The 26,919-nt window shown below is 39.3% G+C and carries 22 protein-coding genes; 11 read left to right on the forward strand and 11 right to left on the reverse strand.

The annotated features are described in order from the left end of the window. Positions 1-663, forward strand: coding sequence for an OmpA/MotB family protein (locus ORQ98_RS19885; protein WP_274690570.1), 663 nt, complete (start codon positions 1-3; stop codon positions 661-663). A 15-nt stretch (positions 664-678) separates the two neighbouring features. Beyond that, positions 679-4,977 (forward strand): AAA domain-containing protein, encoded by a 4,299-nt coding sequence (locus ORQ98_RS19890; RefSeq protein WP_274690571.1) that lies wholly within the window; start codon positions 679-681, stop codon positions 4,975-4,977. A 56-nt stretch (positions 4,978-5,033) separates the two neighbouring features. Here the strand turns inward: ORQ98_RS19890 and ORQ98_RS19895 are convergent, their stop codons facing one another. Further along, positions 5,034-5,195 (reverse strand): hypothetical protein, encoded by a 162-nt coding sequence (locus ORQ98_RS19895; RefSeq protein WP_274690572.1) that lies wholly within the window; start codon positions 5,193-5,195, stop codon positions 5,034-5,036. A 283-nt stretch (positions 5,196-5,478) separates the two neighbouring features. Here ORQ98_RS19895 and ORQ98_RS19900 point away from each other — a divergent pair, with 283 nt between their 5' ends. Continuing rightward, positions 5,479-6,303 carry a hypothetical protein gene (locus ORQ98_RS19900; protein ID WP_274690573.1) on the forward strand — a complete coding sequence of 275 codons (825 nt, stop codon included), beginning with the start codon at positions 5,479-5,481 and terminating at the stop codon, positions 6,301-6,303. Positions 6,304-6,339: 36 nt separating this feature from the next. Here ORQ98_RS19900 and ORQ98_RS19905 read toward each other — a convergent pair whose 3' ends face one another. From ORQ98_RS19905 to ORQ98_RS19925, 5 genes are all read right to left on the reverse strand, one after another. Continuing rightward, positions 6,340-7,674, reverse strand: coding sequence for an MmgE/PrpD family protein (locus ORQ98_RS19905; protein ID WP_274690574.1), 1,335 nt, complete (start codon positions 7,672-7,674; stop codon positions 6,340-6,342). A 189-nt stretch (positions 7,675-7,863) separates the two neighbouring features. Beyond that, positions 7,864-8,919: a glycine betaine/L-proline ABC transporter substrate-binding protein ProX gene (gene proX / locus ORQ98_RS19910; protein ID WP_274690575.1), complete on the reverse strand. Its 1,056-nt coding sequence runs from the start codon at positions 8,917-8,919 to the stop codon at positions 7,864-7,866. Positions 8,920-9,254: 335 nt separating this feature from the next. Continuing rightward, complete coding sequence (gene proW / locus ORQ98_RS19915; protein ID WP_274690576.1) at positions 9,255-10,226, reverse strand: glycine betaine/L-proline ABC transporter permease ProW; 972 nt, start codon at positions 10,224-10,226, stop codon at positions 9,255-9,257. 99 nt (positions 10,227-10,325) lie between these two features. Beyond that, complete coding sequence (gene proV, locus ORQ98_RS19920) at positions 10,326-11,507, reverse strand: glycine betaine/L-proline ABC transporter ATP-binding protein ProV (protein ID WP_274690577.1); 1,182 nt, start codon at positions 11,505-11,507, stop codon at positions 10,326-10,328. A 193-nt stretch (positions 11,508-11,700) separates the two neighbouring features. Continuing rightward, positions 11,701-12,912, reverse strand: coding sequence for an aromatic ring-hydroxylating oxygenase subunit alpha (locus ORQ98_RS19925; protein WP_274690578.1), 1,212 nt, complete (start codon positions 12,910-12,912; stop codon positions 11,701-11,703). Positions 12,913-13,063: 151 nt separating this feature from the next. Here ORQ98_RS19925 and ORQ98_RS19930 point away from each other — a divergent pair, with 151 nt between their 5' ends. Further along, entirely contained in the window at positions 13,064-14,017 is a 954-nt protein-coding gene (locus ORQ98_RS19930) for a LysR family transcriptional regulator (protein ID WP_274690579.1), read from the forward strand. 87 nt (positions 14,018-14,104) lie between these two features. Here ORQ98_RS19930 and ORQ98_RS19935 read toward each other — a convergent pair whose 3' ends face one another. After that, complete coding sequence (locus ORQ98_RS19935) at positions 14,105-14,461, reverse strand: hypothetical protein (RefSeq protein WP_274690580.1); 357 nt, start codon at positions 14,459-14,461, stop codon at positions 14,105-14,107. A gap of 596 nt (positions 14,462-15,057) precedes the next feature. On the opposite strand from ORQ98_RS19935, the gene ORQ98_RS19940 reads away from it, so the two are divergent. From ORQ98_RS19940 to ORQ98_RS19960, 5 genes are all read left to right on the forward strand, one after another. Continuing rightward, entirely contained in the window at positions 15,058-16,053 is a 996-nt protein-coding gene (locus tag ORQ98_RS19940; protein WP_274690581.1) for a dihydrodipicolinate synthase family protein, read from the forward strand. After that, complete coding sequence (locus ORQ98_RS19945; RefSeq protein WP_274690582.1) at positions 16,046-17,563, forward strand: aldehyde dehydrogenase; 1,518 nt, start codon at positions 16,046-16,048, stop codon at positions 17,561-17,563. The genes ORQ98_RS19940 and ORQ98_RS19945 overlap by 8 nt, the downstream gene beginning before the upstream one ends. Before the next feature lie 30 nt (positions 17,564-17,593). Next, positions 17,594-18,940, forward strand: a complete 1,347-nt coding sequence (locus tag ORQ98_RS19950) for an NAD(P)/FAD-dependent oxidoreductase (RefSeq protein ID WP_274690583.1) — start codon at positions 17,594-17,596, stop codon at positions 18,938-18,940. 215 nt (positions 18,941-19,155) lie between these two features. Further along, the gene (locus ORQ98_RS19955; protein WP_274690584.1) at positions 19,156-20,145 is read left to right on the forward strand and encodes an isopenicillin N synthase family dioxygenase; all 990 of its coding nucleotides are present in this window, start codon (positions 19,156-19,158) and stop codon (positions 20,143-20,145) included. 487 nt (positions 20,146-20,632) lie between these two features. After that, a complete protein-coding gene (locus ORQ98_RS19960) occupies positions 20,633-21,817 on the forward strand; it encodes a retropepsin-like aspartic protease (RefSeq protein ID WP_274690585.1) in 1,185 nt (394 codons plus the stop codon). Positions 21,818-21,862: 45 nt separating this feature from the next. Here the strand turns inward: ORQ98_RS19960 and ORQ98_RS19965 are convergent, their stop codons facing one another. Continuing rightward, positions 21,863-22,618 carry a substrate-binding periplasmic protein gene (locus tag ORQ98_RS19965; protein WP_274690586.1) on the reverse strand — a complete coding sequence of 252 codons (756 nt, stop codon included), beginning with the start codon at positions 22,616-22,618 and terminating at the stop codon, positions 21,863-21,865. Positions 22,619-22,879: 261 nt separating this feature from the next. Between ORQ98_RS19965 and opgC the strand changes: the two genes are divergently transcribed. Further along, entirely contained in the window at positions 22,880-24,013 is a 1,134-nt protein-coding gene (gene opgC, locus ORQ98_RS19970; protein ID WP_274690587.1) for an OpgC domain-containing protein, read from the forward strand. A 266-nt stretch (positions 24,014-24,279) separates the two neighbouring features. Beyond that, entirely contained in the window at positions 24,280-24,591 is a 312-nt protein-coding gene (locus ORQ98_RS19975) for a hypothetical protein (RefSeq protein ID WP_274690588.1), read from the forward strand. 4 nt (positions 24,592-24,595) lie between these two features. On the opposite strand, the gene ORQ98_RS19980 is transcribed toward ORQ98_RS19975, so the two are convergent. The 3 genes from ORQ98_RS19980 to ORQ98_RS19990 form a co-directional block, all read right to left on the reverse strand. Next, entirely contained in the window at positions 24,596-25,372 is a 777-nt protein-coding gene (locus ORQ98_RS19980) for a cyclase family protein (RefSeq protein WP_274690589.1), read from the reverse strand. A 148-nt stretch (positions 25,373-25,520) separates the two neighbouring features. Further along, entirely contained in the window at positions 25,521-26,501 is a 981-nt protein-coding gene (locus ORQ98_RS19985; RefSeq protein ID WP_274690590.1) for a homoserine kinase, read from the reverse strand. Between the two features lie 16 nt (positions 26,502-26,517). Then, positions 26,518-26,817 (reverse strand): DUF2782 domain-containing protein, encoded by a 300-nt coding sequence (locus ORQ98_RS19990; protein WP_274690591.1) that lies wholly within the window; start codon positions 26,815-26,817, stop codon positions 26,518-26,520. Positions 26,818-26,919 lie beyond the last annotated feature (102 nt).

A 26,919-nucleotide genomic window follows, 5' to 3' on the forward strand; every position in this document is an offset into this window, starting at 1 on the left:
ATGTCTGAGTTAGATCTTAGCCTTGACTCACAAGATGATAGTGAAAGTAAAACAGCTTTCTATATTAGTTTCAGTGACCTGATGGTTATGTTGGGTGTATTTTTCGTTATGCTGCTTTCAATAAGCCAAGTGGATGTTGGATCATTTGAAAAAGTTAAAACAAGTGTCACTGGTAATACTGCAGGAACCTTAGTGGAGCTAAGCAATAACTTAGCCAAAATTGTTGAAGATGATCCTGATGTATCTGGTGTATCTGTAAGAATGGCTAAAGATGGTATACGCTTGGTTTTGGATACTAAAGCATTATTTCAAACTGGAAGTGCAAATTTAAAGCCTCAGGCATTGGATTCTTTAGAGCCAATCCTATTAAGTATATTAGCCACAAAATATACGATTGATGTAGAAGGCCATACTGATGATGCGCCTTTGCATCGTTACTATAGAATGAATAATGAGTATTTGCTTGAGACAAACTGGTCTTTGAGTGGTCGCAGAGCCAGTAGTGTTATTCACTTCTTGCTTCAATTTGGCTTTACTGAAAAACGCTTAAGACTAGTAGGGTATGCGAGTACCCGCCCAATAAATAGTTTTAATGGTAAAAAAGGAGCAGCCCTGGAAGCTGCTAGAGCGAATAATCGTCGAGTATCACTACTTGTTAAATAATATGTGTGTTAATCAATGCGATTTTTAACAAATAAAAATATAGAGCAGGGTGTTTCTGCAAAATATGATCGTAAAAATAGATTTGTTGTAAAGCGCTATAAAACAAAAGCAGGCTCTTTTGTCTATTTACTCACCAATAGCAGTAATAATGATCGCTTAGCTATTCCACATTATCTCATGGATAGGTTTAGAGCCCTTTTAGTAAAGCTACATAAAAAAATGGAGAGTGTAGCTGCTCAAGACATCGAAATCGATGAAAAATTATATTTTAAGGATACAGAGTACTATCGTTTTGAATATACAGCCAATACATTAGAACACTTAACTATTGTTGATCTGAATAGTGCAGGTCGTTTTAATATTTATAGAGAAGCTGTTAATACAGTGGTTGAGCTGTTATACGATGCTGGGTTGGATCACCCAAATGGTGTCTTTGATAGGATTATTGATTATCATAAACTGTTTCAATTCACTTTTAATGAAGGAAGTGAAAGTATAACCAGTGGTTTATCCGTTCGGCGTAATACACTGATTGAAATGGGGGATTATATTCCTCTTGAAAAGGATGCACAAAATCATGTGATTTCTGTTACAACAGATCCTACTTCATTTGAAAATGGTTTAACTCAAAAAAATAGTGGGATTAAAAAAACGGCAGATACTAAAAACTTAGAATTTAAAAGAAAGCTAGGTGAACGTAATACCGAGGAAAACCACACTGTAGATTATGATACACTATTTGGGGCATCCTCTGCCAAGAAGGCCAAGCGTCCAGTAAAAAATAAGGCAAGACTACCTTCTGTTAAGATAACCAAGACAAGCTGTCCATTACCATTATTGGCTGGTGATATTAAATCGCATACAGCGAAAGTCTATAAGTGTGAGTTAACATCAGAGGATGCATCATCCCTAAGAAAAGGTGTGCTGGCTGATCGAGATGCAGAGCATCTACTGGGTTTTGAAATATTTACTGCTATTTTTAAGAAAAATGGAAAACTAAAAAGTTTTAGCTTTCCTCTTTATTATATGAATGTAAAGGTTGAAGAGTCTGGACGATTTTTACATGTCTACCCTCCTGAAAATGGTGATGTGTATCTTAACCATCTTAGTTTATCAGTATTTATTGAAAATTTTTCAGACTCCAAAAAGAGTGAGCCGCTTGATTCATTTTTTAATACACTGCTTTCTCAGAAAATAGAGATTGATAAAAAACTTCATAATATATCTATTCGTCGCCAACTGCCCTATAGTGAAGATGTCTTTCGACAAACTCGTGAAATATTAATAGGTAAAAGAGGAGAAAATGGTAAGGGAGGGATTATTGAAAATCTCAATATTATTGGTATTGAGTGTGATTTAGGCTCAGTGGTGTTATATAGGGCTGAACGTAATCCATCACCTTTAACAAGGGCGCTAGACCTAGATTTGAAGAAGATTCAACGTACTGCTCATGAATATCCTCATAGGTTTTATGCTTCCTTATTAGGTAAATTTCTTAATCCTGAACTGAAAACTAATAATATAAATGTAGAAGAATTTTGCTCTACTCCTCTTAGTCCAGGAACTTTGACTAAGTCCTCGAAGGCATTAATTCAAAATTTGAATGACCATAACTTTGTCTTACTTGAAGGTCCACCTGGAACAGGTAAAACGTTTACCATTAGAAATCTGTTGATACACTGCTTAAATTCTAATAAAAAACTATTAATTGTAAGCGATCAGCAAGCAGCAATTCATGCACTTAATGAAAAAATACAAGAGTATTTGGTGGGTAAGGACGTTGCATCTGTAACAGCAGTAAAAACGATGAACTTATGGAAAAGTGCAATTAAGGTTATTGATGAAGTTCCTTCAAGCACTGATGATCTTGGACTGTGGATAAATAAACTTTCAAAAATGTTGGCAATGGATCTGTCCCGTGAGCAGGATTGGCCACATGATAACCCTAAAATATTAGAAGATATTCGAAAGTTGGATGCAGAATACCAGGAGGTAAAGGAAAATATAGGGAGAGTATTGAATAAAAGCTTCGAGCTGGTAAATCGTAAAAGCCAAATTATACCTAAAAATCTCCATCCAAGTAATCATGATGATATATCTGATTTAACAGCATTTTTAACATTTATTGGATCAGGTGATCTTTCTAAAGCCAATAAGTCGGTAAGCTATCGAAAACATTTGGCATTAGCTAGTAAGTTTATAGAACTACGGCGGGAAATGCTGAACAGCAATTATGCATCATGCTATCCAGACTTTGAGTTTAGGATGGAGAGTATTAATGAGCTGGAATCTGTAGTTTCAGGCCATATCAATATTTTGCAGCTACTTATTAAAGAAAAACCTAAAACCGAAGATGAGTTTTTCAATTTATTTCAAACTGAAGTAGAGTCATATATTAACTCTTTTTTAGTTGACTACTGGACAAAGTGTTTTGGTGCCATATCAACCGGCTCAGTTACCTTAAAAATACAAGCTGTTTTGAAGCATCCCTGTATCAGTGTTTGGAAAAGCCTTTTAAAACAGCTATTGTTTCATCAAGATTTCATCACTATAGTTAAAAGTTGTGAAAACCCTGATCAGGTATTACGACAATTTAATCAGATACATCATTTTCTTGATCCAAACCAAGTAGAGGTTGAACACTGCTTAGCATTTGATATATGTCAGTACTTTTTAAGTGGATATAGGGAAGTTTCAATAAATTATCAACTTGAACAGTTGACAAAAATTCAGCAAAAAAGAGATATGCTGATAAAGGAAATGTGTCTACTTAAGCTGACTAGTATATCAAAAAAAGCTATTGCGAATAGGCAAAATAGTACTAATAGAGCAACTAAAATTATTAATTTGGTTGAATCTCTGAAGTCATGTAATACAATCGATACAGGGAGTGGCGCTTCAATTCTTAAGGAGCTTCAAGAAGAACTTTGGGAGTGTTTCCCAATTTGGATTTGTCGAAAACAAGCTGTTCCATTTTTATTTCCATCTAAAGAAAATATGATTGATTTAGTGGTAGTAGATGAAGCAGGGCAATGTCGAGTTGATGATGCTTTACCTTTGTTATATCGTGCTAAAAAACTAATGGTGGTTGGCGATGATAAGCAAACTGTATTTAATAAAAACTCCATTATAGATGACTATTTATTTCGTGAAGCTGAGTTAGAAGAGCACTTGCGAAGTATTCAAGCTAGAGGTGTTAAGGGAGGGGGATCAAACCTTTTTGAATTAGTTAAATCCATTAAACAAGGGGGGGTATTGTTAGATGAGCACTATCGATGTCCACCTGCAATAATTGCTTATTCAAACGAGTATGTTTATAACAATGATTTGAAAATAATGCAGTGGCAACTTCCCAGCTCAACTCCTTCAGTTGTTGTCGACTATGGTGAGAAAATTGCCACCAGTAATAAAAAGACAACTAACTGGAAATATAAAGGGATCGAAGTCGAAATGGTTGATCGATTTTTTAGCTATATTGTTAAAACAATAAAGAAAATCGAAAAGGAAACTAAACGGACAATAAATGTAGAAACCGATGTAGCAATTTGCTATTTTCTTTTGAAAAATGAACCATATATTAAAGATAATAAATCCAAGCTACTGGTAAAACTAGACAGGGGGCGTGATGTGCTGGATGGAGCAGGTGCAGCGCTGCAGGGTAAAGAAAGAGATTATATATTTTATTATTGGGATATTAGCAGTTCCAACCTGGCTTCTTTCCGGCAAGGGGATGACCCCGACAAACGCAAAGGAGAACTCAATGTATTGATGAGTAGGCCTAAGGTCAGAGCTTATCATTATTTACATCGGAACTTTGAAACACTAAATCATGGCTCAACAACCATAACCAATTATTTGTGGAACACTTATCGTTCACAAAATAAAAGGAGCACTAAAGTTCGCTCTAATAATAACTATATTTGGACAGATAGTACGAGTGGACATTCAATCATTGCTATTCTTTCACATTTATGGAGCTGTCGTTCTATTCCAGCAGTTGATGCCTATGAACCTTATTTTAATATTGTTATTGGTAATCCAAAACAAAAAGTTGATCTTATGCTAGTTCCCAAAAATGATACAAAATCTAGTTCAACTGATAAATCAATTGCTGTAGTTGATTTAAGCGCTTTTAAGATGAGTGACAACTCTGTAGATGATGTCGTTGATTATTACTTTCAGCTACAGCGAGCGGTTCCACGCGTAGATCCAGTATTTACTTTTATTCATGAAATAGCTGATGAACGATCTGGCGCTTACCAACAAATTGAAAAGAAGATACTGGCTGAGGTGCCTAGCCGAAAATGGCCCTAAAAAGATTGGTAATAATGTATTAGGCTAGCAAACTATAAAGGCTATGTTTAAATTTTTTATATTGTTTTTTGTAATAAAAATATCACTTTAGATAATTGCTTTCTAAAGTGATGAATAGCTACTTCTCGATATTTATTGATAAAAATAATATAAAGCAAATAGTTTTGATCAGCAGCCACTGACTGTGTTTGGGATGAGGTCACTTGTTCTTTATGCACAGGACAAACTCTATAACTTGATTACCCAGATTATTATAAAAATCAATAATTAGTTAGAAAAGCAAACTAGCTTAGGAGTTTGGCTATACTAATCAAATTGCTTGCGATGACTTTATATTTAACTAAGGGTATATTGATTTAAATAGTTGTATGTTATCTCAATCTGTCTGATAAACTTACAAGTAAAGTATTCACTTTTAATACATGTAGGTACCTTGTTTAAAAGTTTTGTGAATATTGAAAACATACTTTGCTTTGAAAAGAATGCAAACATGAGGGTTGAGTGATTTATCTAAAAATAATTGTTTTTATTACAGTTTTTTCTTTATCGATGCTTGCAAACAGTTTGCAGTCAGTTGATGTTTGGACTTACTACCAAAACCCTCCGTTTGTTGTTAGTTCAGAAAACAATCATGGGCTAACTTACAAGTTTTTTTGTTATCTTAATATTAAGTATAAAGATAAAATGGAATTTAATGTACATTTTATACCCAAAAGAAGAATAAATTACTATCTCTCCAAAGGGGAAGCAGGTGTTGTTCCTTGGGTTAGTCCATTATTTTTTAATGATAAAAATATGGACCATTATCTATGGAGTCAATCAATCATTGATGATCAGCAGGATATTATTTCATTAGCAACAAATAAAGTTACTTATTCAAACAAACATGCACTTACTGGGTTGTTAGTAGGGGCTATTATTGGACATCGTTATATTGTGATTGATGACCTTGTTGAAAATAAATTAATGTTTAGAAAAAACTTTCGTAATGAAGAAATAGTTTTAAATGTTTTATTGAATAATCGGGTTGATTTTATAACCTTGCCAAGATCAACAATTCAATTCTATATCAAAAGTTTAAAGCTCGAAGAAAAGTTATATATTTCACCAAAGCCACTGCAAGCATACTCTCGTCGATTGTTGATCACTCCAAATCTAAAGAGTGTACACCAGTTTTTTATTAAGATCCTTCCAGAACTTATAGAAAGCCCTACTTGGTTTTTTATAGAGGAACAGCATGCTGCTTTTGATAAAAATGTAAAGTTAAGCAAAGAACATCTCAGTGAAGAAGAAGCTACATACATAAAGGCATGTGAGCCGTTATAGACAGATACCTAGCTCTGCACACTTTCTGAGGAGACACTAAGGAGTTAGAATTTGCCGCAATAAACTTCTGCAATCTTTGGCCTGTTCCAGGTTGGTAACAGTTTCTTTAATGGCATTAATGCGAGATTGTGGGAGTTGGCTTGCTGCTAGCAACTGGAATTTGTCATGAAACTCTGCGGTGGTCATTGCTGTGGCTGGATCGCCTTTGGCGGGTGTATTTGGGCTGCTGTATTGATGGCCGTTTTTTAGCAAAATATGCACGCGTGACAGCATTGCTTCTGGAAAACATGCGGATAGATCATCTGCTTCGATAATTTCAATACGACGACTGATAGCTAAAATATCTTCAGCATAAATAGCATCGCCAGTTACTTCAGTTGGGCCCAGCTGACCTCGACTGATTAATGCGGCGACAGGAAACGCCAGGCTATATTGGGCTTCATCTGCATTGGCTGGAAAATGCCCTTGTAAACGCATAGATTCATGAAACGTTTCGATACGGATAGTTTCAATATTATTGGCATTTATTTCAGGATGCTGATTCATCAAGGTAGTGATGGCAGTTAAAGCAGGTTGTGCCCAGCGACAGACAGGCCAGGGTTTAAAATACTGGGCATCTATTTCCCAGCGTTTGCCTAAATCATCCCAGTAGTGTTGTACATTTTTCATGGCTACCGTTTCTGCTGGGGCACCAGTTATACCTTCTTGTGCTAGCAGTAATGCATTGATTCCTGCATAAGCACCGGCACCGTGGGCATCGCGTAACATTGAGGGGAAATCAACTAGTCGCATCATTGGGCAACGGGGGCCGAAATATTCAGCAATACCCAGGGCATGCCGAAACTGTTGTTCATTTAAATTCAGTAAGCGGGCACCACCGCAGACAACCCCTATACCTGAAAAAGCACCGGAAGCATGGTATTCCGCTGTGCTATTCATTAGTGCAATGCCTGCCCGTAGTGCTGTTTCATATCCAATGGTAATTGCTGCGAGTAATTCACTTCCGCTGATTTGCTGCCCTTGATTACAGTAGGCATCTGCTAAGGCTATTAGAGCAGGTACTATTGTTGCCCCGGCATGGCCTTTCGAGGTGAAATGACCTTCATGGGCATCCAAACTATCAACGATAAAACCACCTGCCCAGGCAGCCCCTAATGGGTGAACGGGGCGGCCATCAAATAATAAGCGAGAGTAAAGGTGAGTAGGGGTATAGTGTTTTATCGCATAGTTTTTTATTTGTTGAGCGGTTTGGTTGTGACTAGCACCAGCAGCGATGCCAATAATATCCAACAATGAATGACTGACAATTTGCCGTGTATGATCAGGAATATCGCTAAATTGCAATTGACGTATAAATTGATATAGATACATTATTTTTTTAGGTAAAAATCTTATTTTGAGTTTTTAACTGTATCAAGTAGTAGGATATTCTTCCTCCGCTCTTGAAGTGCCATCCCTGGCTCATCAAGAGCTAAAAAGGCATCCATGCCTTAGCTGCAGAATACCCCACTACTTTATACCATAAGTTAATAATGTATGGCTGAAACAGTGAATAAGTGATTATTTTGCTGCCGAGCGTGCTTGCTTTAACCAACTATCAAACGTTGTTTGGTTGAGGGTGATCCATTCTTTCGCATGGCGTTTAATATCAGCAACTGATTTTTCGCCATTTTGCATTTTTAAGTTTTGAGCACTTTCATCGTTAGCAGAAATTTGTACTAGGGATATAAACGTTTTTGCGGCTGGGTTTTCAGCAGCGAAATCTTTGCCCATAACAGCCATGACTTTATCCACAGCAAAGCCTAGGTTTTTGCCCTGAAATTGGGTATTAACGTCATTATTTTTACCTGGCAGACTGGTAAAAGGTACATCTAGCCACTCCACATCTTTTCCAGGGACTAATACCCCTGAAATCCACTGTGGCATCCAGCTGTAATACAAAACCGGTTTACCCTGTTTATAGCGAGCGATAGTATCGGCCATTAAGGCGAAATAAGATCCCCGGTTATGGCTGACCGTTTTGTTTAATTGATAAGCCTTGATATGATGGTCAATCACCTGCTCACAACCCCAGCCAGGATTACAACCAGTCAGGTCAGCTTTGCCATCACCATTGGTATCAAACAGTTTGGCTACTTCAGGTTTTTTAAAGTCAGCCAATGAGTGTATATTGTATTTATTCGCAGTTTTTTTATCAATTAAATAGCCCTGCAATACGCTAGGGATAGTAGTACCGGCTTTTACCAGCCTTCTGTCGCCGCCTGCTTTTTGGTAGAAATTGTCGTGTAAAATATCCCACAGGTGTACACTAAAATCCGCATCACCGTAAGCAAGAGCCAGCATTAGTGCTGCATATTCTGTTTCTTTGGGTTTTTCCACTTCATAACCTAGCTCTTCTAACCCTGCTATAACAATTTCACCACGAAAACGCTCTTCAGCAATATTGGGAAAGATGGGAGTAACTGATTTACCTTCACCTGGTTGCTCAGCTGCATGAGAGGTAGTTAATGGCAGGGTAAATAATACGGTGATTGCCGTAATTTTTATGGTTGCTTTAGTGAATTGTTTTAAAAATGATAGAGTGTTAAAAGATAGCTTGGTAATTGGAAACTGCATTAGATAACTCCTAATTTATTATACCCTTCTCGAATGATTTTTAGGGTTTGTTGTCGTCGCTAAGCACCAAGGATGGTGTGAATGCAGTTTATGCAGGAGCAATAAACTGTCTTCCCCCCAATCATTTATAAAAACATAAACTCATGGGTGCAAGTCTGATACGGCAAGACTTGCGGTAGCTGCCTTAATTTATATAAAAGTGCTACAGGAACTCATCGCTCGACGGCCCAGCTAGCACTTTTACTTCAATTAGTGTTGCTATCGCTAACCTTGCAGTAGCAGGTTAGCCCCCTAAAAACCATTCGCTTTGGCTATATGTGGTTGCTTTATTATTTTTATTGGTTAGGACTGTTACTGAACTTGTTGCCATAGCTGTTCCTGAGTTTGTTACGATAAAAGTAAACCAGGCAGCCAATGGGGCCAGTTTCATACCAGTGCAGGGTGTTATTGGCTTCGGACCGCTCTCCAATAGCCTGGGTTAACCGATCAAGAAAAATTGCCAGTAACACTAAGCCAGCTCCTCCTACAGTGGCTAAACCCATGTCCAGCCGACCGATACCTCTCAGCACCATTTGGCCCAAACCACCTACAGATATCATTGAAGCTATCACGACCATGGATAACGACAGCATTAAGGTTTGGTTCATGCCAGCCATAATGGTGGGCGTGGCTAATGGTAATTGCACTTTAAATAGCATTTGACGAGGTGTGCAGCCAAACGCCTGAGCGGCTTCCACTTTATCTGCCGGCACTTGGCGTATACCTAAATTGGTTAGGCGTACCAGCGGTGGTAAAGCGAAAATAATAGTGACTAATACTCCAGGTACGTTGCCAATGCCAAACAGCATTACAACAGGTACCAGATAGACAAAAGCGGGCAAGGTTTGCATTGCATCAAGTATTGGACGAATAATACGTTCCACTCGATCATTACGGGCACAGAGTATTCCCAAGGGTACGCCAAATAATGTACAGAAAAATACGGCAGTTAATACCAGGGATAAGGTGGTCATAGACTCAGACCAGACACCAATCAGGCCTAATAAAAACAGGGTAATACCACAAAAAGCCCCCATTTTTTTGCCTGCTAACTGCCAGCCAACCAGCGAGGCAATAATAATGCTAATTAAGGGTGGAATGGATAATAGCATTGATTCAATGCCATTTAATACTTGATCAATAGGCCAACGAATACCGCGAAAAAAACCACGAAAATTATCGACCAGATAGTTAAGGGCTGCTTCAACCCATTCTCCCAAGGGAATACTGAGGCACTGAAAGGGATCTAATAAATTACAGTCTGACATGGGGTCTCCCTTTTTTATACTCTTCGCGAATGATTTTTAGGGTTTGTTGTCGTCGCTAAAAACCATTCGCTTTGACTATGAATGTTGTATTTTAATTTTTTATTGTTTGCTTAAAGTCTGTAACAGTTGCTGTTTTGATATTGTCCCGTAAAAAGTGCCATGTTGATCAATGACTGGAACAGGATAAGGCGCGTCAGCCACGGTATTAAACATGTCTTTTAGCGGAGTATCGGTATAAACCGTCAAGTGGTTATCCATTCGATGCTGATATAGCTTTTCAAAATCAGTAGGAGTTGGTTTTAATGCACTGGTAGGAATCACGCCTTGAAGTTTGTTCCGCTCATTAATCAGGTAGCCAAAGCGAATACTGTCACAGGCATGATGGGGGTGAATTTGACCGTTTAGTTTAATAATACTTCTTGGGTCTGTTTCAGCGATATCGCCTGCTTTTAATACTTTGGATACATCCACGCCATTAAAAAAGCTGGCAACATATTCATTAGCCGGGTTGCGCAGCATGGCTTCCGGTGTACCTGTCTGGACAACCTGGCCCCCTTCCATAATGGCAATACGATCACCAATGCGAATGGCTTCGTCGAGATCATGGGAGATAAATACAACTGTTCTTTCCTGTTCCCGCTGCAAGCGAATTAACTCATCCTGCATTTCGGTGCGAATGAGTGGGTCCAGGGCAGAGAAGGCCTCATCCATCAGTAGGATGGTGGGGTCATTGGCTAAAGCACGGGCTAGACCAACTCGTTGCTGCATACCTCCCGACAGTTGATGGGGATAGCTGGTTTGATATTCCGCCAAGCTGACTTGTTCTAGTGCTGCCGCCGCACGGGCATTTTTTTCTTTTGTTGGAATACCGGATATATCAAGACCAAAAGCCGCATTTTCTAACACCGTCATGTGGGGCATCAGCGCAAATGATTGAAAAACCATACTCATTTCTTTGCGGCGCACCTCCAGTAATTCTTTAGCTGACAGTTGGGTGATATCTCGTCCATTGAGGTTAATGGTGCCAGAGGTAGGTTCTATCAGTCGGTTAAGTAAGCGTACTAACGTAGATTTGCCGGAGCCAGACAACCCCATAATGACAAATATTTCGCCTTTATTAACAGTGAAGCTGGCATCAAAAACACCGACAGTTTGCCCAGTTGATAAAAAAACGTCGTCTTTATCTGCGCCATTCTTCAGCATTTCCATGGCAACAGCAGGCTTATTGCCGTATACCTTGAAGATATTATTAATCGAGAGTATTTCGCTGGAATCCGCCATGCTGCCCTCTATTGTTATGATTATTCTGTAGCTATACCCTATATTTGCTTATTGCACTTAATTACTTAACGACTTGTTCCATGTGCTGCCTTACAATCAGGCTGGTCGCTTTTGTAATAAAGTATTCATTTACGCCCAAAGCGTCCAATGATATTTGGTGGGTGAAAACCATAATATATTGTTATGGGTATAGTTAGTCTGTCAGCTTGCTTTTCATGGTATCGCAGTACCAATCAACAAATTGGCACACACCATTTTCTGCAATATCTGAAAAAGGCCCAGGAATATAGGCTGGTGAATTTACCCCACGAAAAGTTTCTTCGACTAATTGGCGGTCCTGATCATTGGTGGCAAGCCAAACTTTGGTTAAATTATCCAGGTCATAATCTATCCCTTCTTGTGCATCTTGATGGACTAACCATTTGGTGGTTACCAGCGTTTCACCTGGACTTAAGGGTAAAATCCGAAAGCTTAAAGCATGGTCGCCAAGAAAGTGGTTCCAGGTGGATGGGTAGTTAAAGTAAAGCAGTGCACCAATATTAGGCTCACTCGAATGATCTAAACGTTTGTTAACAGCAGGCTTACCATTCATCGTGTAGCTGGAGGCGTTATTAAACAGTGGTATACGAGTCATGCGGTATTGGCCCTGTTGATCCATTACCATACGACTAGGGAATCCAGCCGCTTCACAGCGCTCCCAATGGGCTTTCAACTCTGGATCTTCGTCGCCACCAACACCGGCAACACTGAGATTTTCAACAAATGAATTTAATAATTCAGGGTGGTTGGCGTCACAGTGGTAACACTCGCGGTTATTTTCAAATACCAGCTTCCAATTGCCTTTTTCAACCAGATTAGATTCATAGGCAACTTTGCAATTTTCCAGCTGATGGGGTGACAGAAAGGGGGAAACCGCATCTCGAAATTGGCTGAAATCTGGGGCGTGCTCAGCAACACATACATAAATATAAGTGTTAACTATTTCACAGTGTGCAGGCCGTAATCCATAGTCACTTTTGTTAAATTGCTCCCCCATATTGCCTGCAAACAATAATTTTCCATCCAGGTCGAAGGTCCAGCTGTGGTAGGGGCAGACGAGCTTAGCCACTTTTCCTTTAGCCTTTGAGCAAACCCGTGATCCTCTGTGTCGACAAGCATTATGAAAGGCACGTATATCACCACTGCTGTCTCTAACAATAACAATTGGGTAATTGCCTATCTGTAAAGTGATATATTCGCCAGGCTTTTCAATTTCAAAGGTATGACCAGCAAAAATCCACTCTTGATGCCAAATCTGCTCCAAGTCATCTTGATACACCGCAGAACTAAGATACAACTCACGGCTAAGCCCATGACGAGGCTTTCTTTGGTTGATCAGAGACAGCGTTGTTGATTTACTAGTCATGCTTGATACTCCTAATGCAGCGTGTGTTGCATGCGTTGATGGGCGCCCTTGGCTAATTATTTATGCTTGCATCTAGTTATCCTTGCAGTCTAGAGATGCTAGTAGTTGAAGCAAAACGATTTTTTATTAAAGATATTAACAACAAGAAGTTATGGTTAAACATGTAGAACCCGACAAAATCCTGGTCAAAATGCCCTCACTGAGAGCGGTAAAATCTTTTGTTGCTGCTGCCAAGTACCAAAACTTTACCCGTGCAGCAGAAGCTTTATGTGTTACTCAGGCAGCGATTAGCCGCCAGATTCGTGAGTTAGAGGCTGCTCTGGGAGTAGACTTATTCAAACGAGCGGGTCGTGCAGTGGAACTCACTGAAGCAGGTACCATTTTTTATGATGCGGCTTATTTGTCGTTTGTAAATATTGCTCAGGCGGCAGATAGAATTAAGTCTTCCCATTCAAGTAAAAAAGTCCTTACTATTTGTTGTTCCCCTGCATTTTCTGCTTTATGGTTATCCCGTCGATTACCTGATTTTTTTGCCGCTAATCCAGAAATTGATATTAATGTGGTAACCACAGAAAATTTTTTAAAAATGGAACCGGGAGTTTACCCTGATGTTTTTATTAACAAAGTAACTGATCCCCGTGAAGGTTATCGATCAATTCCACTATTCCACGATATAATTTACCCAGTGTGTACACCACAATTTTTAGCACAAAACCCAGATGTTAATACATTAGCCGGGCTGCGTGATACGGTGTTGTTAAACCTCAGCCCTTATGGTCGAGCCCAGATAGCCGAGCATGTGGATTGGTCGGTATGGTTTGCATTTCATGACATACAGTTAAATAAACGCCCTCGCTCAGGTAAGCATTTATTTAATGCCAACGATTATAATATGCTGATTCAAATGGTATTAAGCCACCAAGGTGTGTCATTGGGGTGGCATCATTTAGTTAGCCCACTAATTGATCAAGGGCTATTAGTTAAGCCTGTTGAGCAAGAAGTAATATTTAAAGAAAAACTCCATTATTTAACTTATACGGAAGACAAAGAAGATAATGACGAATTTAGCTGGTTTAGGGATTGGCTATTGTCATCATTAAGTTAAAAGAGCATTTTTGGTATTCTTAATATTAACTGATTTGGGTTATCAGGGGCAGAACTGTCTCCCCCTGATGATTAGAAACACTAATTCTTAATTGTAGTTTACCGTACAAGTATATTCATAGTTTGGTGCATCAGCCGGTGGGTTTGGTATGTATTTGGCGCTTAGTGATAGCGTTGCCAGTTGTTCAGTTGAAAAATAATTAGGGGCATAAAGTACGTCAAAACTAAATCCATAATTGTTATTTTGGTTATACCACTTACCGCCTGAGCCAATCCAAGAACTAGGGTGCGCTTGCTTTAGTTCCCCTAATTCTACAGCACAATATTTTGATAAATGGTAAATGGCATCACTTGCTTCCTTGCCTAACTGAACATAGGTAGAAGAAAAGGCGCTTGTGCTGGTTATTACTGCAGCGAAAACAGCTGCTTTAGCTAATATTTTCATTTACTTTTTGTCCTATAAAAAGTATCCCTGGAGTCGCTATCTTTAGATAATAATTTTAATGAGTAATACTTGGGTACGACTATATGAAGCATAAATACGACACTAGTCTCCAGATTGAGACCAATTTTTATAACCGGCATATAGCCTGTTTATTATTTCCTACTGCCCCCTTTAATGAGAGCGTCGAAAAAGTTGTTCCTCCCTTTAATAAAGGGGGGCTAGGGGGGATTTAAAGTGATCGTGGTTTTTGAGCCATCTCCGTCTTATTTGTATGTAAAAAAATCCCCCTCAATCCCCCTTTTGCAAAGGGGGAAGCTGGATTGTGCTATAGTTTGAATCCCTCTGTTTCCGATAGTAGTTACAAAATACCCAATTACCCAATATCTGCTAGCCTTCACAACCCCCCCATTGCTCCATACTTATTAGCTTCCCCTAATTGATAGCAACCACTTTTGATAACCCAACGTTATGTTTATTCCGAAATAAATGTTGCTGTGGTTTTTTCTGCTTCTTCGCTAGTCTGTAACTCAGTTATAAAGGTTGTCAGCTACAATGATGCCCTGGAGAAGAATTACATTTAAATATAAGGGGGTTAAATGCAATTTGAAGGGATTTATACGCCAGTTATCACACCATTTAGTGATGACTATTCAATCGATTATGAAGCCTTTTCGGCGATGGTTGAGCACTTAGTCAATGCTAATGTTAATGGCATTATTGTAGGCGGCACTACCGGTGAGTATTACGTTGAAAGTAATGCAGAGCGGGTACGCTTGTTAGAAATAGCAATGGAATGTGTTGAGGGACGCATACCTGTCGTATTTGGTACTGGGTCACTTAACCCAAACGATTCCATTTTATTGGCAGAGGCTGCAGTTAAACAGGGAGCTGATGGTTTATTGGTAGCAACACCACCGTATTCTTTGCCCACTGAACGTGAATTGGCCAGACATGCGTTGGCTGTTGACCGGGCCGCGAATCTACCCATTATGTTGTACAACTACCCTAGTCGAATGGGGGTGATGATGGGGGAGGAATTTTTAGATCGAGTAGGTCGATCACCAAATTTTTGTGCTATTAAAGAAAGCTCTGGTGACCCAAATCGATTGCATTTATTAGCTCGTGATTATTCACATATTCAACTTTCCTGTGGTATGGATGATCAGGCATTAGAATTTTTTGCCTGGGGAGCTAGTAGCTGGGTTTGTGCTGGCTCTAATTTTTTACCTGGTGAGCATTCTGCATTGTATCAGGCTTGTGTCGTAGAAGGAGACTTCAAGAAAGGCCGTCGCATTATGTCAGCCATGATGCCGTTAATGCGAATATTAGAGCAGGGTGGCAAGTTTATTCAAAGTGTTAAATATGGAGTAACACTTGAAGGCCTTAATGCAGGCATTACTAGAAAACCACTTTATGGTTTGAATAAAGAGGAAAAACGTGCTTTAGAGCAAGTGATTCGCACGGTTAGAACCACTATTGCTAGCATCATAGAAGGGCCGCAGGACCCCGGTCGAGTGGTTGAAGTTACCGCCAATAAACAAGCCCAAAAAACAGCGAATACCACGGAAAAGGAAAACATAAGCTATGTCTGATTTGCTCACTCATGACGAATATCTTGCTATTGCAGCTGATTTAAACCCACCTTCGATGAGTTTTATTGACGGTCGGTTTAGGCCCGCAAAATCCGGTAAAACCTTAGCCACTATTAATCCCGCTACTGGAAAAAAACTGGCAGATATTGCTGCCTGTGACAAGGAAGATGTTGATTTTGCCGTTGAAAAAGCCCGTGAGTCGTTTGATGATGGGCGCTGGCGTTGCCTTCATCCCAGTGAGCGTAAAGACGTACTAATTCGTTTATGTAAATTAATTGCTCGTAATCGACGTGAATTAGCCGTGCTGGAAGCCCTTGACTCTGGCAAGCCAATTAAAGATTGTGAAACCATTGATATTCCAGAGTTAATTCACACCATTAAGTGGCATGCGGAAGCCATTGATAAGATTTATGATCAAACGGCACCTGTTGGCAGTGATGCTATTTCGATGATTGTTCGGGAACCCATCGGTGTGGTTGGGGCGGTATTGCCATGGAATTTCCCCTTATTAATGCTGGCTTGGAAAATGGGGCCGGCGTTAGCGGCAGGTTGCTCAATGGTAGTAAAACCAGCGGAGCAGACATCACTCACGGCATTACGCATTGCTGAATTAGCCATGGAAGCAGGATTACCTCGTGGCGTGTTAAATATAGTGACTGGCACTGGCAAAGACGTTGGTGAACCAATAGGTATGCATCCGGATGTGGATATGGTGAGTTTTACCGGTTCTACGGCAACTGGCCGATGTTTCTTGCGTTATGCCGCTGACTCTAACCTGAAAAAAGTTGTATTGGAATGTGGCGGGAAAAACCCCTGTATTGTTCTGGAAGATGCTGAAGATTTAGATCGAGTCGCAGTTCAGGTGGTAAATGCAGCATTTTGGAATATGGGTGAAAACTGCTCCGCAGGTTCACGACTGATAGTGCATAAAAAAATTAAAGAGGAATTACTGGAAAGAGTTAAAGCTCATGCCCGTGAATGGCGTACCGGTGATCCATTAGACCCTGCTAATCACTTGGGTGCATTAGTTGACCAAAACCATTTTAAAAAAGTGGCCAGCTATTTAAATTACGGAAAAGACTCTGGCAAACAAGTGATTCTGGGCGGTGAAACGATGGATGGTATTTATGTTCAGCCCACTATTTTTGATGGGGTGGATTCACAAGACCGTTTGGCTCAGGAGGAAATATTTGGCCCGGTTTTATCGGTTATTACCGTAGGCAGTTATGACGAAGCGATTCAAGTAGCTAATAACACCGATTATGGTTTAGCTGCCTCTGTTTTTACTGCTAATGCTAAGCGTGCCTTACGTGCAGCACAAGCTGTGCGGGCAGGTACGGTAACGGTTAATTGTTTTGGCGAAGGGGATATCACCACACCCTTTGGCGGTTATAAACAATCAGGTTTTGGTGGACGAGATAATTCCATCCATGCCCATGATCAATATACCGAGCTAAAAACCATTTGGCTGGATCTCAGCGATCCTGTTGATGAGGCTTGTGTGGATTAATCGATACGCAGTGATGGCTGGACCTGGATTATGACAAATGTCGTATATGTTAACCGGATGCCAAAGGACACAGGACCTGCTGCTTGGAATCGCATTCTTAGTCCAGCGCAATCCTATCCACCGCTAACAGGCACTGTTTCAGCAGACTGGGTAATTGTTGGAGGTGGTTTTACCGGAATGGCTGCGGCACGTCGTTTAAGTCAATTAGTACCGAATGATAAGGTTGTCATGTTAGAGGCCAGCCATCTTGCTGAAGGCCCAGCGGGACGTAACAGTGGTTTTATGATTGATTTGCCCCACGAGCTGAATTCAAAAAGTTACGCAGGGGGGCGAGATGAAGATAAAAAACAAATTCGTTTAAATCGCGCTGCTATTAACTTTGCCAGGCAAATGGCTCACGACTTTACAATACCACAGGAAGTGTTTGATTTATCTGGCAAAGTGACAGGCGCTGCTTCTGCTCGTGGAGAAAAACATATTGATAGTTATTTGAAACATATTAAGGCGTTGGGTGAGCAATATCAGCTGTTAGATCAAGCAGAAATGAAGGCGTTAACCGGCTCTGATTATTACAGTAAAGGCTTGTTTACGCCAGGTACCGCAATGATACAACCAGCGGCATTTATTCGTTTAACTGCACAAGGGCTGAGTAAGGATGTTGCTATTTACGAAAATAGCCCTGTAACTGAAATGCAGTTGGGGCCTGAACATACCCTAAAAACCCCTAAAGGTAGGGTTAAAACCAAGCGAGTAATTCTAGCGGTTAATGGACATATTCAGTCGTTTGGTTATTTTAAACAACAGTTAATGCATATTTTTACCTATGCCTCCATGACCCGAGCATTAAATCAAGATGAGGTTAAACGGCTTGGTGGTGAGGCTAATTGGGGATTATTACCTGCTGACCCGATGGGTACCACAGTACGGCGTACCTCTAATTGGGGTGGTAGCGGCGAACGACTGACGATACGTAATCACTTTACTTTAAATCAGTCGATGGAAGTTTCTGAAACTGAGCTAAGAAATGTAGCAAAAAATCATGATCAGGCGTTTAAAGCACGTTTTCCCATGTTGACTGATGTAACAATGGAATATTGTTGGGGTGGTCGGTTGTGCCTGTCGTTGAATTCTGTACCAGCATTTGGTGAGTTGGAAGAGCGAGTATATGCGGCGGCATGTCAAAATGGTTTAGGCACAGTGAAAGGAACTTTATCGGGAATGATGGCTGTGGAGTTGGCTACCAAAATGGATTCCCCCATTTTAAAAGAATTTATGGCTTATGATGCACCAAGTCGTTTACCACCAGAGCCTTTTATGTCTTTAGGGACAAATGCTGCTTTACGTTGGAAAGAATGGCGGGCTGGATGTGAAGTTTAGTATCTGATATGGAGTAATAGACTATTCTTCACCGCTCTTGAAGTGCCATCCATGGTTCCAGTAGCGCTTTTGTATAAATTAAAGACGCTACCGCAAGTTTCACAGTAGTAAACTTGCCCATCAAGAGCTAAAAAGATATCCATATCTTAGTGAAAGAATACCCTATTACTCCATATATCTGCATTATGATAGCCTAAAATAAGGATGCTAAATTTATGAGTGTCACAGTTGAAGATAGTTTACAAAGTAAAACAACTTCTTTTAATGAAATTCCAATAGTTGATATTGCCCCATTACTTGATCAAAGTAACCCTATGAAGGTGGTGCAGGAAATAGGCTACATTTGTGAGCATATTGGGTTTCTATATATTAAAAATCATGGTGTTGATGAGCAATTAATTAAAGAAGCCTATAAGCTGGCTGAGGTGTTTTTTGCACTGCCGTTCGAAGAAAAAAATAAGCTGAATATTACCCATTCCGGTCAAACATTACGGGGTTATATTCCTATGTATGCAGAAAATGTCGACCCGGAAAATACTAGAGATTTTAAAGAGTGCTTTGATTTTGGACAAGAAACTTCTGAAGTAAGTCCTTTTTTTGGCCCTAATTTAATGCCACAACAGCCTGAGCGCTTTAAAGCTGTTTTTGAGCAATATCGTAATGCTATGTTGGATTTGGCTCGACAATTGATTCGAGCGATTGCATTAAGCCTGGGTTTACCCGCCGATTATTTTGCCAAACTACAAACCAAACCGATCACTATCCAACGCTTGTTGCATTATCCTCCCCAACAAGGGGAAATTACCATGAAAGAGTTTGGCATAGGTGCGCATACCGATTACGGTTTTTTAACGATTTTATCTCAGGATGCCAATGGTGGGCTACAAGTGCAGAATAGAAATGGCGATTGGGTAAGTGCCCCACCTGTTGATGGTACCCTGATTGTAAATATTGGCGATTTAGTGCAAACATTTACTAATGACCGTTATATTTCAACGTTGCATCGGGTAATTAACATCAGTGGCAAAGAGCGCTATTCATTACCTTTCTTTATTGACCTTGATTATGACGCCAAAGTAGAGGTAGTGCCGACTTGTCGGGATACGGCCACATCCGTGAAAAATCAATCTTATACATGTGGGCAGCATAAGTATAAGCGGTTTGTCGATAGTTATACCCACTTACAAACTACTCTTCGCGAATGATTTTTATGCTTTGTTACCTTCACACTTCACCCCAGTCATTTAGTATACCTAAACTCCTGGGGCTTCAGCGTTCGGTGGCCTTGCCTAAATAATCCTTCGCTGTGAGTATATCTATAGGCTTTCGTATTCTTCTTTAAACCAAGTCCTTTCTTTCCTGTAGGGTGTCATAAATCTACTATACCCCCCTTTGATAAAGGGGGGTTAGGGGGGATTTAAAAGGGCCAGAGTTATTGAGCTATCTTCATCTTACTTTTATGTAAAAATCCCCCTCAATCCCCCTTTTTCAAAGGGGGAAGTTTGATTGTGCCATAGTACTAAATCCTTGTTTTTGACAGTAGTTTCAGAACACCCTATCGCTTCATATTTATCAGCTTTCGCGATAGTCTCTTAAACATACAAAACTATTGATACAGTATACCTGACAGATTTGTTATATTAACCAGGAGTGAGATCGAATCGATAAGTGAAGACTGAGTAACAAACTGTTGTGAAAAAAACGATTTTTGTCTTGAGTGTGTTTTCTGTTGGCTTGGCAAGTGGTTGGTATGGCCATCAATACTGGCCTGACATCAGGCTTGTCTTACTCAATGACAGTATGTCGGAACAGACACTGACTGCTACAACAATTGAGCCTGTTACCTCCATCAATAGCCAACAATTAGTTGATTCTGAATTAACTGCGCCAATGCAAGGATTTAAAGAACTGCTGGTTGATTGGAACACAACAAAAATCGTAGACCACTATCGACAACTTACCCAACTGGATGATGAGCATAAAAAGTTTGCTCGTGCTGCTTTTATTCAAAAGCTACAGCAAGGATTTGAGCAAGGTAAATACCACCAATTAATTAAATTAGTTAGTCATTACTTGAAATTAAATGCTGGTGACTATCAAATTATTTATATTCTGGCCGAAAGCTACCGGGCACTAGGTAATTTACCTGCTGCCATCAAGGCATATTATCAACTAGAGCAGTATGTATATGACTTTGACCAAATAGATAATATCAAGGCAAAAATCAATGTTTTGGTACAGGCTTACCATAAAAAAGTAGTTGGTGAGAGTAATGGTGAAGAGCGTTGGCCGCTTCTGCTAAAATTTTATGAAGAGCTTGCTCTATTAGATCAAAGTAATTATAGCTATCTATTTAAGCAAGCTGAAATACATTACCAGTTAAATGATTATCCTCGTTCTTTGGCACTGCTTGATTATTTGCTTGCAGATATAGAGTGGGGGAATGTGGCGCGGCAGTTAAAGCATAAAATAGCTACTAAAATGAGAGCTAAGGAAGGAATTGCGCTTAGGCAAGATAATGGACATTATATTGTTTCTGGTGTTATTGAGAGTAGCCATCAGGTGGAGTTGTTAATTGATACGGGCGCCACTCTGTCAGTGATATCAACTCGGTTTTTTAAGCAACTGGAAGGTGCTACCGAAGCAGAGTTTTTACATAATACCATGATGAATACTGCTAATGGTCAGTTGATAGTACCTGTATACCGGTTTAAACGGTTCGAAATTGCGGGTAGAGCCATCAATGATATTGAGTTTGCAGTGATGGATTTACCGTCAATGGAGGCCTCACAGGGCTTGTTAGGAATGAATTTTTTGCGAAATTTTCGCTTTAACATGGACCAGGAAAATAACCTATTGTTTTTGGACTTAAAGTAGTCTTGTGTAGAGTGAGAGAAGATAGGTATTTAGGCTAAGGGATGTTTATGGCAGGGTAATGTTTTCTTGTTGCTCGTAATAACCTTCTAGCAATAAGTCATAGTATTTTTCATAGAAACCATCTTGTTTTATTTCTGCTAGACCTTGGTTAAATATATTAGTTAATTGTTTAGCATCTTTCCTGCTTTTTGGAAATAGTAAATGGTTTGTGCTGGAAAAGAGCGGTTTGTAATTATAGGTTATAGTAGCTATTAGCTCTCGTGAGAATGTTTTATAAAGTAAACTATAGCCTGCAACAGTTGCCATAGGGAAAAGATCAATTCGTTTTTTAAAAAGCATTTTGAAATTTATTTCGTCTGAATTGCTTACCCTGATATTGAGGATTTTATTCTTATGAGCTTCCCAAAATTCTGGAGTATATGTGTAGCTACGGCTAGCACCTATCCTGTATTTTTTTAAGTCACTCAGGTTATCCCAACTTTTAAAGGGAGTGGTTTTTAAGTGGAAAAATACGATGTCTGCAGAATGTAATGATTCACTATGAATAAAGGATTTTTCTCGCTCTTTTGAATAATACCAAAAAGCGGTGGCATGGTAATTTCCTTTTTGAGTTTCTTTTAATGTCCTAGCCCAAGGGAAATAATTATATTCAACTCGAAACCCTTTGCGTTTAAACGCTTCTCTTACCATATGCTGAACAAAGCCACCATGAACAACTTCCTTTGAAGTAAATGGCGGATACTCACCAGTAGCTACTTTGATAAGGGCTAACTCATTTGCTGTTTTGGCTCCATAGGTCACTGAACAATAGCTAAAGAGAATACAAAGCTTAAACGAGTTCAACACATTCATAGTACTGATAATAGATACTCTACCCATAGGTTAAGTTTAGCAGATGGTAGGATAGGTTGAGACTTTTATTAGTAGGTATGCAGTATATCAAACAAATCATTATCAAAAGTAAGTATTTACAACGTAATTATTTATAGCCCATGTCTTTACTAATCTATATATTTGCCCTTTAAACCAATGTTATTAGAATTACCTTAGGTACGTACCAATATGAGTCGAATTGTTCAAATAGACTGTTTTCGAGGCTGGATGCTTCTAATCATGACAGTAGATCATCTTTTATTTTTACCATTTGCATATTTAGATGGTTGGTCTGAAATTACTTATGGTTTTGCTGGATATGTAACTGCTGCTGAAGGATTTTTTCTTCTGTCTGGACTAGTTTCTGGCGTGGTATTTACGAAAGTAATTGAAAACAAGTCATTTAAATATGCTCAGCGTAAATTATGGTATAGAGCAAGGGAGTTATACTTTTGGCACCTACTATGCTTTATATCAGCTGCTTTAATTATTTTTTGTTTTCCAGCTATAACATCGGATTGGGCGAAAAATCCATATATGACAGAGTTTGTTGAAAATCCTCTAATAAGTATGATTATGGGAGCTTTTTTTACATCGTTACCAAATTTTCTTGATATTATACCAGTGTATGTTTTGTTTTTAATCGTAACACCATTTATATTGAACAGACTAGTACTTGGTAAATTCAGGGTGATACTGTTCTGTAGTGTCATTTTCTGGATTTTGGCTCAGCTTAGACCTCAACAATTTTTATTAAGTGGGATAAAAAGCTGGCTTCCAATTCTTCCTTGGAACTTTGGTTATTTTGAGATTTTTGCTTGGCAATTGATTTTTATATTAGGAATTGTGCTTGGTTATTATTTAGTAAAAGGTACTTTGAGTATACCTAAATCTACAAGCTTGCTCTTGATTTCTCTAGTTTTTACTATCTTTATGCTTTGTCATCGACATTCATCATATTTTCAATTAGTTTTACCATTACAAGAAAGTTGGATAAGTGTTTCTTCTCTAGGCCCATTGCGGTTATTAAATACAGTGGCATTGGGCTATGTCTTATTTAGAGCTGCTTCCCAATTTCCAAACTATTTTAATCAAAAGGCTTTTATATATTTGGGACAGCACTCACTGTATGTCTTTACTTATCATATAATCTTTCTTTATACATTAACTTTATTTAGAATGCAGATTAGTGAGTTAAACTTCGTTGTACAAATGATAATATTTGGATGCTGTTTAGCCAGTTTATGGGCTCCTGCATATGTACACTCTCGATGGATAGCAAGAAAAAAAGCAGTAGTCTATATACCTAATACAAATATTTAAGTATGTTTATTGAGTGATAGGTTACAGTAGCACTTTCAATATCAGTCAAAGTCGTTATTGTAAGTGTCACTGCAGTAGGATTGCCTAAATGAGCTTATAAATAATAGGTGTTTGGGTAAGAAACACTTTGGGTTATCAAGCTGGTGCTACTTGTTATACCTAACAATGACTCATGCTAGGTATAACCTTAGACCGTGGGTTGAAATAAAAGTATAAACTCTGTATTTTTGCTGAAATTATAGGTCTAATATTTCTAAGAAGGGTATATGGTGAAAAAAGCAGTTTTATTATTCTCACTTATCTTGTCGAACTACACCCTGGCAAGCGATTATTCCTATCAAAAAATTGCTAAACGCTATAGTGATACAGCCTTAACTGATAAAAAGGTTAAGGCCGCAAAAATGCAAGGAGAATGTTTAGTTGGTCTAAAGAGACTCAATTTTAAAAGAAAACGGCAGTTTGATCCTATTGCTGAATGGACTAACTACCGTTCAATTTCACTATTGGGCCAGTATTCACCTTGTGAGGTATTGCTAATAATGGAAATAGCTCAAAAACAGTTACGAGAGCAAAAATAAGGGTTTATTCATCAAATATGGCTACTGCTCTGGTCCATCCAGCAGAAGCCCCTTTAATTTTTACTGGGAAGCATGAAATAGTAAAGCCATGGCTAGGTAGTGACTCTAAGCTGTGTAGCTTTTCTAGGTGACAATAACCAATATCTTTGCCTGCTTTATGGCCTTCCCAAATAATAGCTGGATCCTTTGTTTCTGCATATTTTTTTGCTGTATGTGAAAAAGGTGCGTCCCAGCTCCAGGCATCAGTGCCAGTTAGCCGTACACCTTGTTCAAGTAAAAACAGGGTGGCTTCTAGCCCCATGCCACAACCTGAGTGAATATAATCATCATGACCATAGCGACTGCCTGCGCGAGTGTTGACTACAACAATATCCAGTGGCTCGATGGTATAATTGATTCTTGTTAATTCTTTTTTGACGTCATCGGCAGTCACGACATAGCCATCATCGAAATATCGAAAATCTAGCTTAACGCCTTTTTGGAAGCACCACTCTAATGGTACTTCATCAATAGTAATAGCTCTTTCTCCTTTATTCATAGTGGAGTGAAAGTGATAGGGGGCATCAAGATGAGTGCCATTGTGGGTAATGAGTTCTACTTTTTCAATTGCCCATGCCTCTCCATCAGGTAAGTCTTGCTGTTTTAAACCTGGAAAAAATGGTGCCATTTGGCTAAAAGTGGACTGGTGATCCATATAGGTCACTTTTGGGTTAAAAGGAATCGGGTCCGACTTCACCTCATTTTCAATACAAATTGAAAGATCGATAAATCGTTTTGGCATTTTAAGTATCTCTTATCAGGCGATATTATTTCTAAAATAAATTAGGGCCATGAAAGGCCCCAATAAATATATAATATTTACATTGATATGTTACGAATCATGCCACTTCCTTGATAAGGTGAGGGTATAGGGCTGGGGAAAGTAGAGGTTACAGTGAATACAGACTGGAATTATTTTTATGATGTAGCATTAGTTGTTTAAACTCATTCGGGTCTTTGGGTTTAACTACAGCATCTTCGTTTTGAGGTAAATGCTCCTCTGGATGTTCAAAAGTAATGATACGAGAAACCCAAAAACGAAAGGCTGCAAACTGTAACATTATTGGCCAGGCGTTTTTAGCATCTTCATTAAAAGGTCTTATTTGGTTATACCCATCAACTAATGCCTTTACCTTTTGAGGATCAAGAGTTTGCCCTGGCAGTCGACACCAGTCGTTTGCTGTAACAGCTAAATCGTATAGTAAATAGTCGGTGCAGGCATTATAAAAGTCGATGACGCCACTAATATTAGTACCTGTGAATAGTACATTATCATGGAATAGGTCACCGTGAATGATCCCTTGAGGCAAGTGGCTATGTTGCTGAAAAAAAACCGTATAAAAGTCTGCTTGCTGCTTTAGTAGAGCTGCATTTTCGGCAGACACTAAGCTTTGCAGTCTATCGGCTTGCTCTACCAACCAGTTCAATCCGCGCTGATTGGTTTGGCTGATACTTGTTTGTAATCCTGCTTGATGCATTTTGCCCAGCATTTCACCCACAGCAGCGCAATGGCTACTAGTGGGTGTATCAACTTGTTTACCTGTCAGGCAACGTTGGATTAAACAAGGTTTGCTTTTTAACCAGTGTAGTGACTCCCCTTGCAGGTCTCTGATCGCCAAGGGTACCGGCAACTGGTGGGTTGCCAAGTGGTCGGTAAGGGCGGTGAAGAAGGGAATGATCTCAACGGGTAAAAACTCAAACAAAGTGAGTACGTATCGAGTGGTTTGGCCATCAGCTGCCACTACATCAATAAAGTAGTTGGTGTTTTCTACCCCAGCAGCTATACCCTCAAAGTGCTTGAGGGTGCCGATATCATACTTGGTTAATAGTTGTGCTATCTCATCAAAGGTTAAATGGGTATAAACCGACATAAATACGACTCAAAAATTACCACTCAAAAATCTTCCAGGATGGAACCAGCATTTGGTGATGCTTGTCAGTTCGAATGAAGTTGCCCTCATTATCTGCTGCTACCAGAAAATAAGGTTTGCCACCTTTTGGAGTAACCTTATAGGCGTATACAAAACCATTTTTTAGGCGATATGTTTCAACAGTGACACCTTTACCTTTTTTGCTCTCTTTAATTACCACTGCAGGGTCTTCAGTGATGACATCTTCTGCATAAGCTGCCTGCCAGCCACCAAACAATACAGTGATTAGAGCCGTTGAACATATGAGCTGTTTCATAAAAGTCTCCTGGTTTGCCTAGTCTCCAATCCTAAATTTTATGCTGCCCGCAATCGCTATAATTTGTCACAAGCCAAAGTAAGATCCTTTGGGTATATATTA

Origin of the sequence: Spartinivicinus poritis, assembly GCF_028858535.1 — a bacterium.
GTDB classification, from domain to species: domain Bacteria; phylum Pseudomonadota; class Gammaproteobacteria; order Pseudomonadales; family Zooshikellaceae; genus Spartinivicinus; species Spartinivicinus poritis.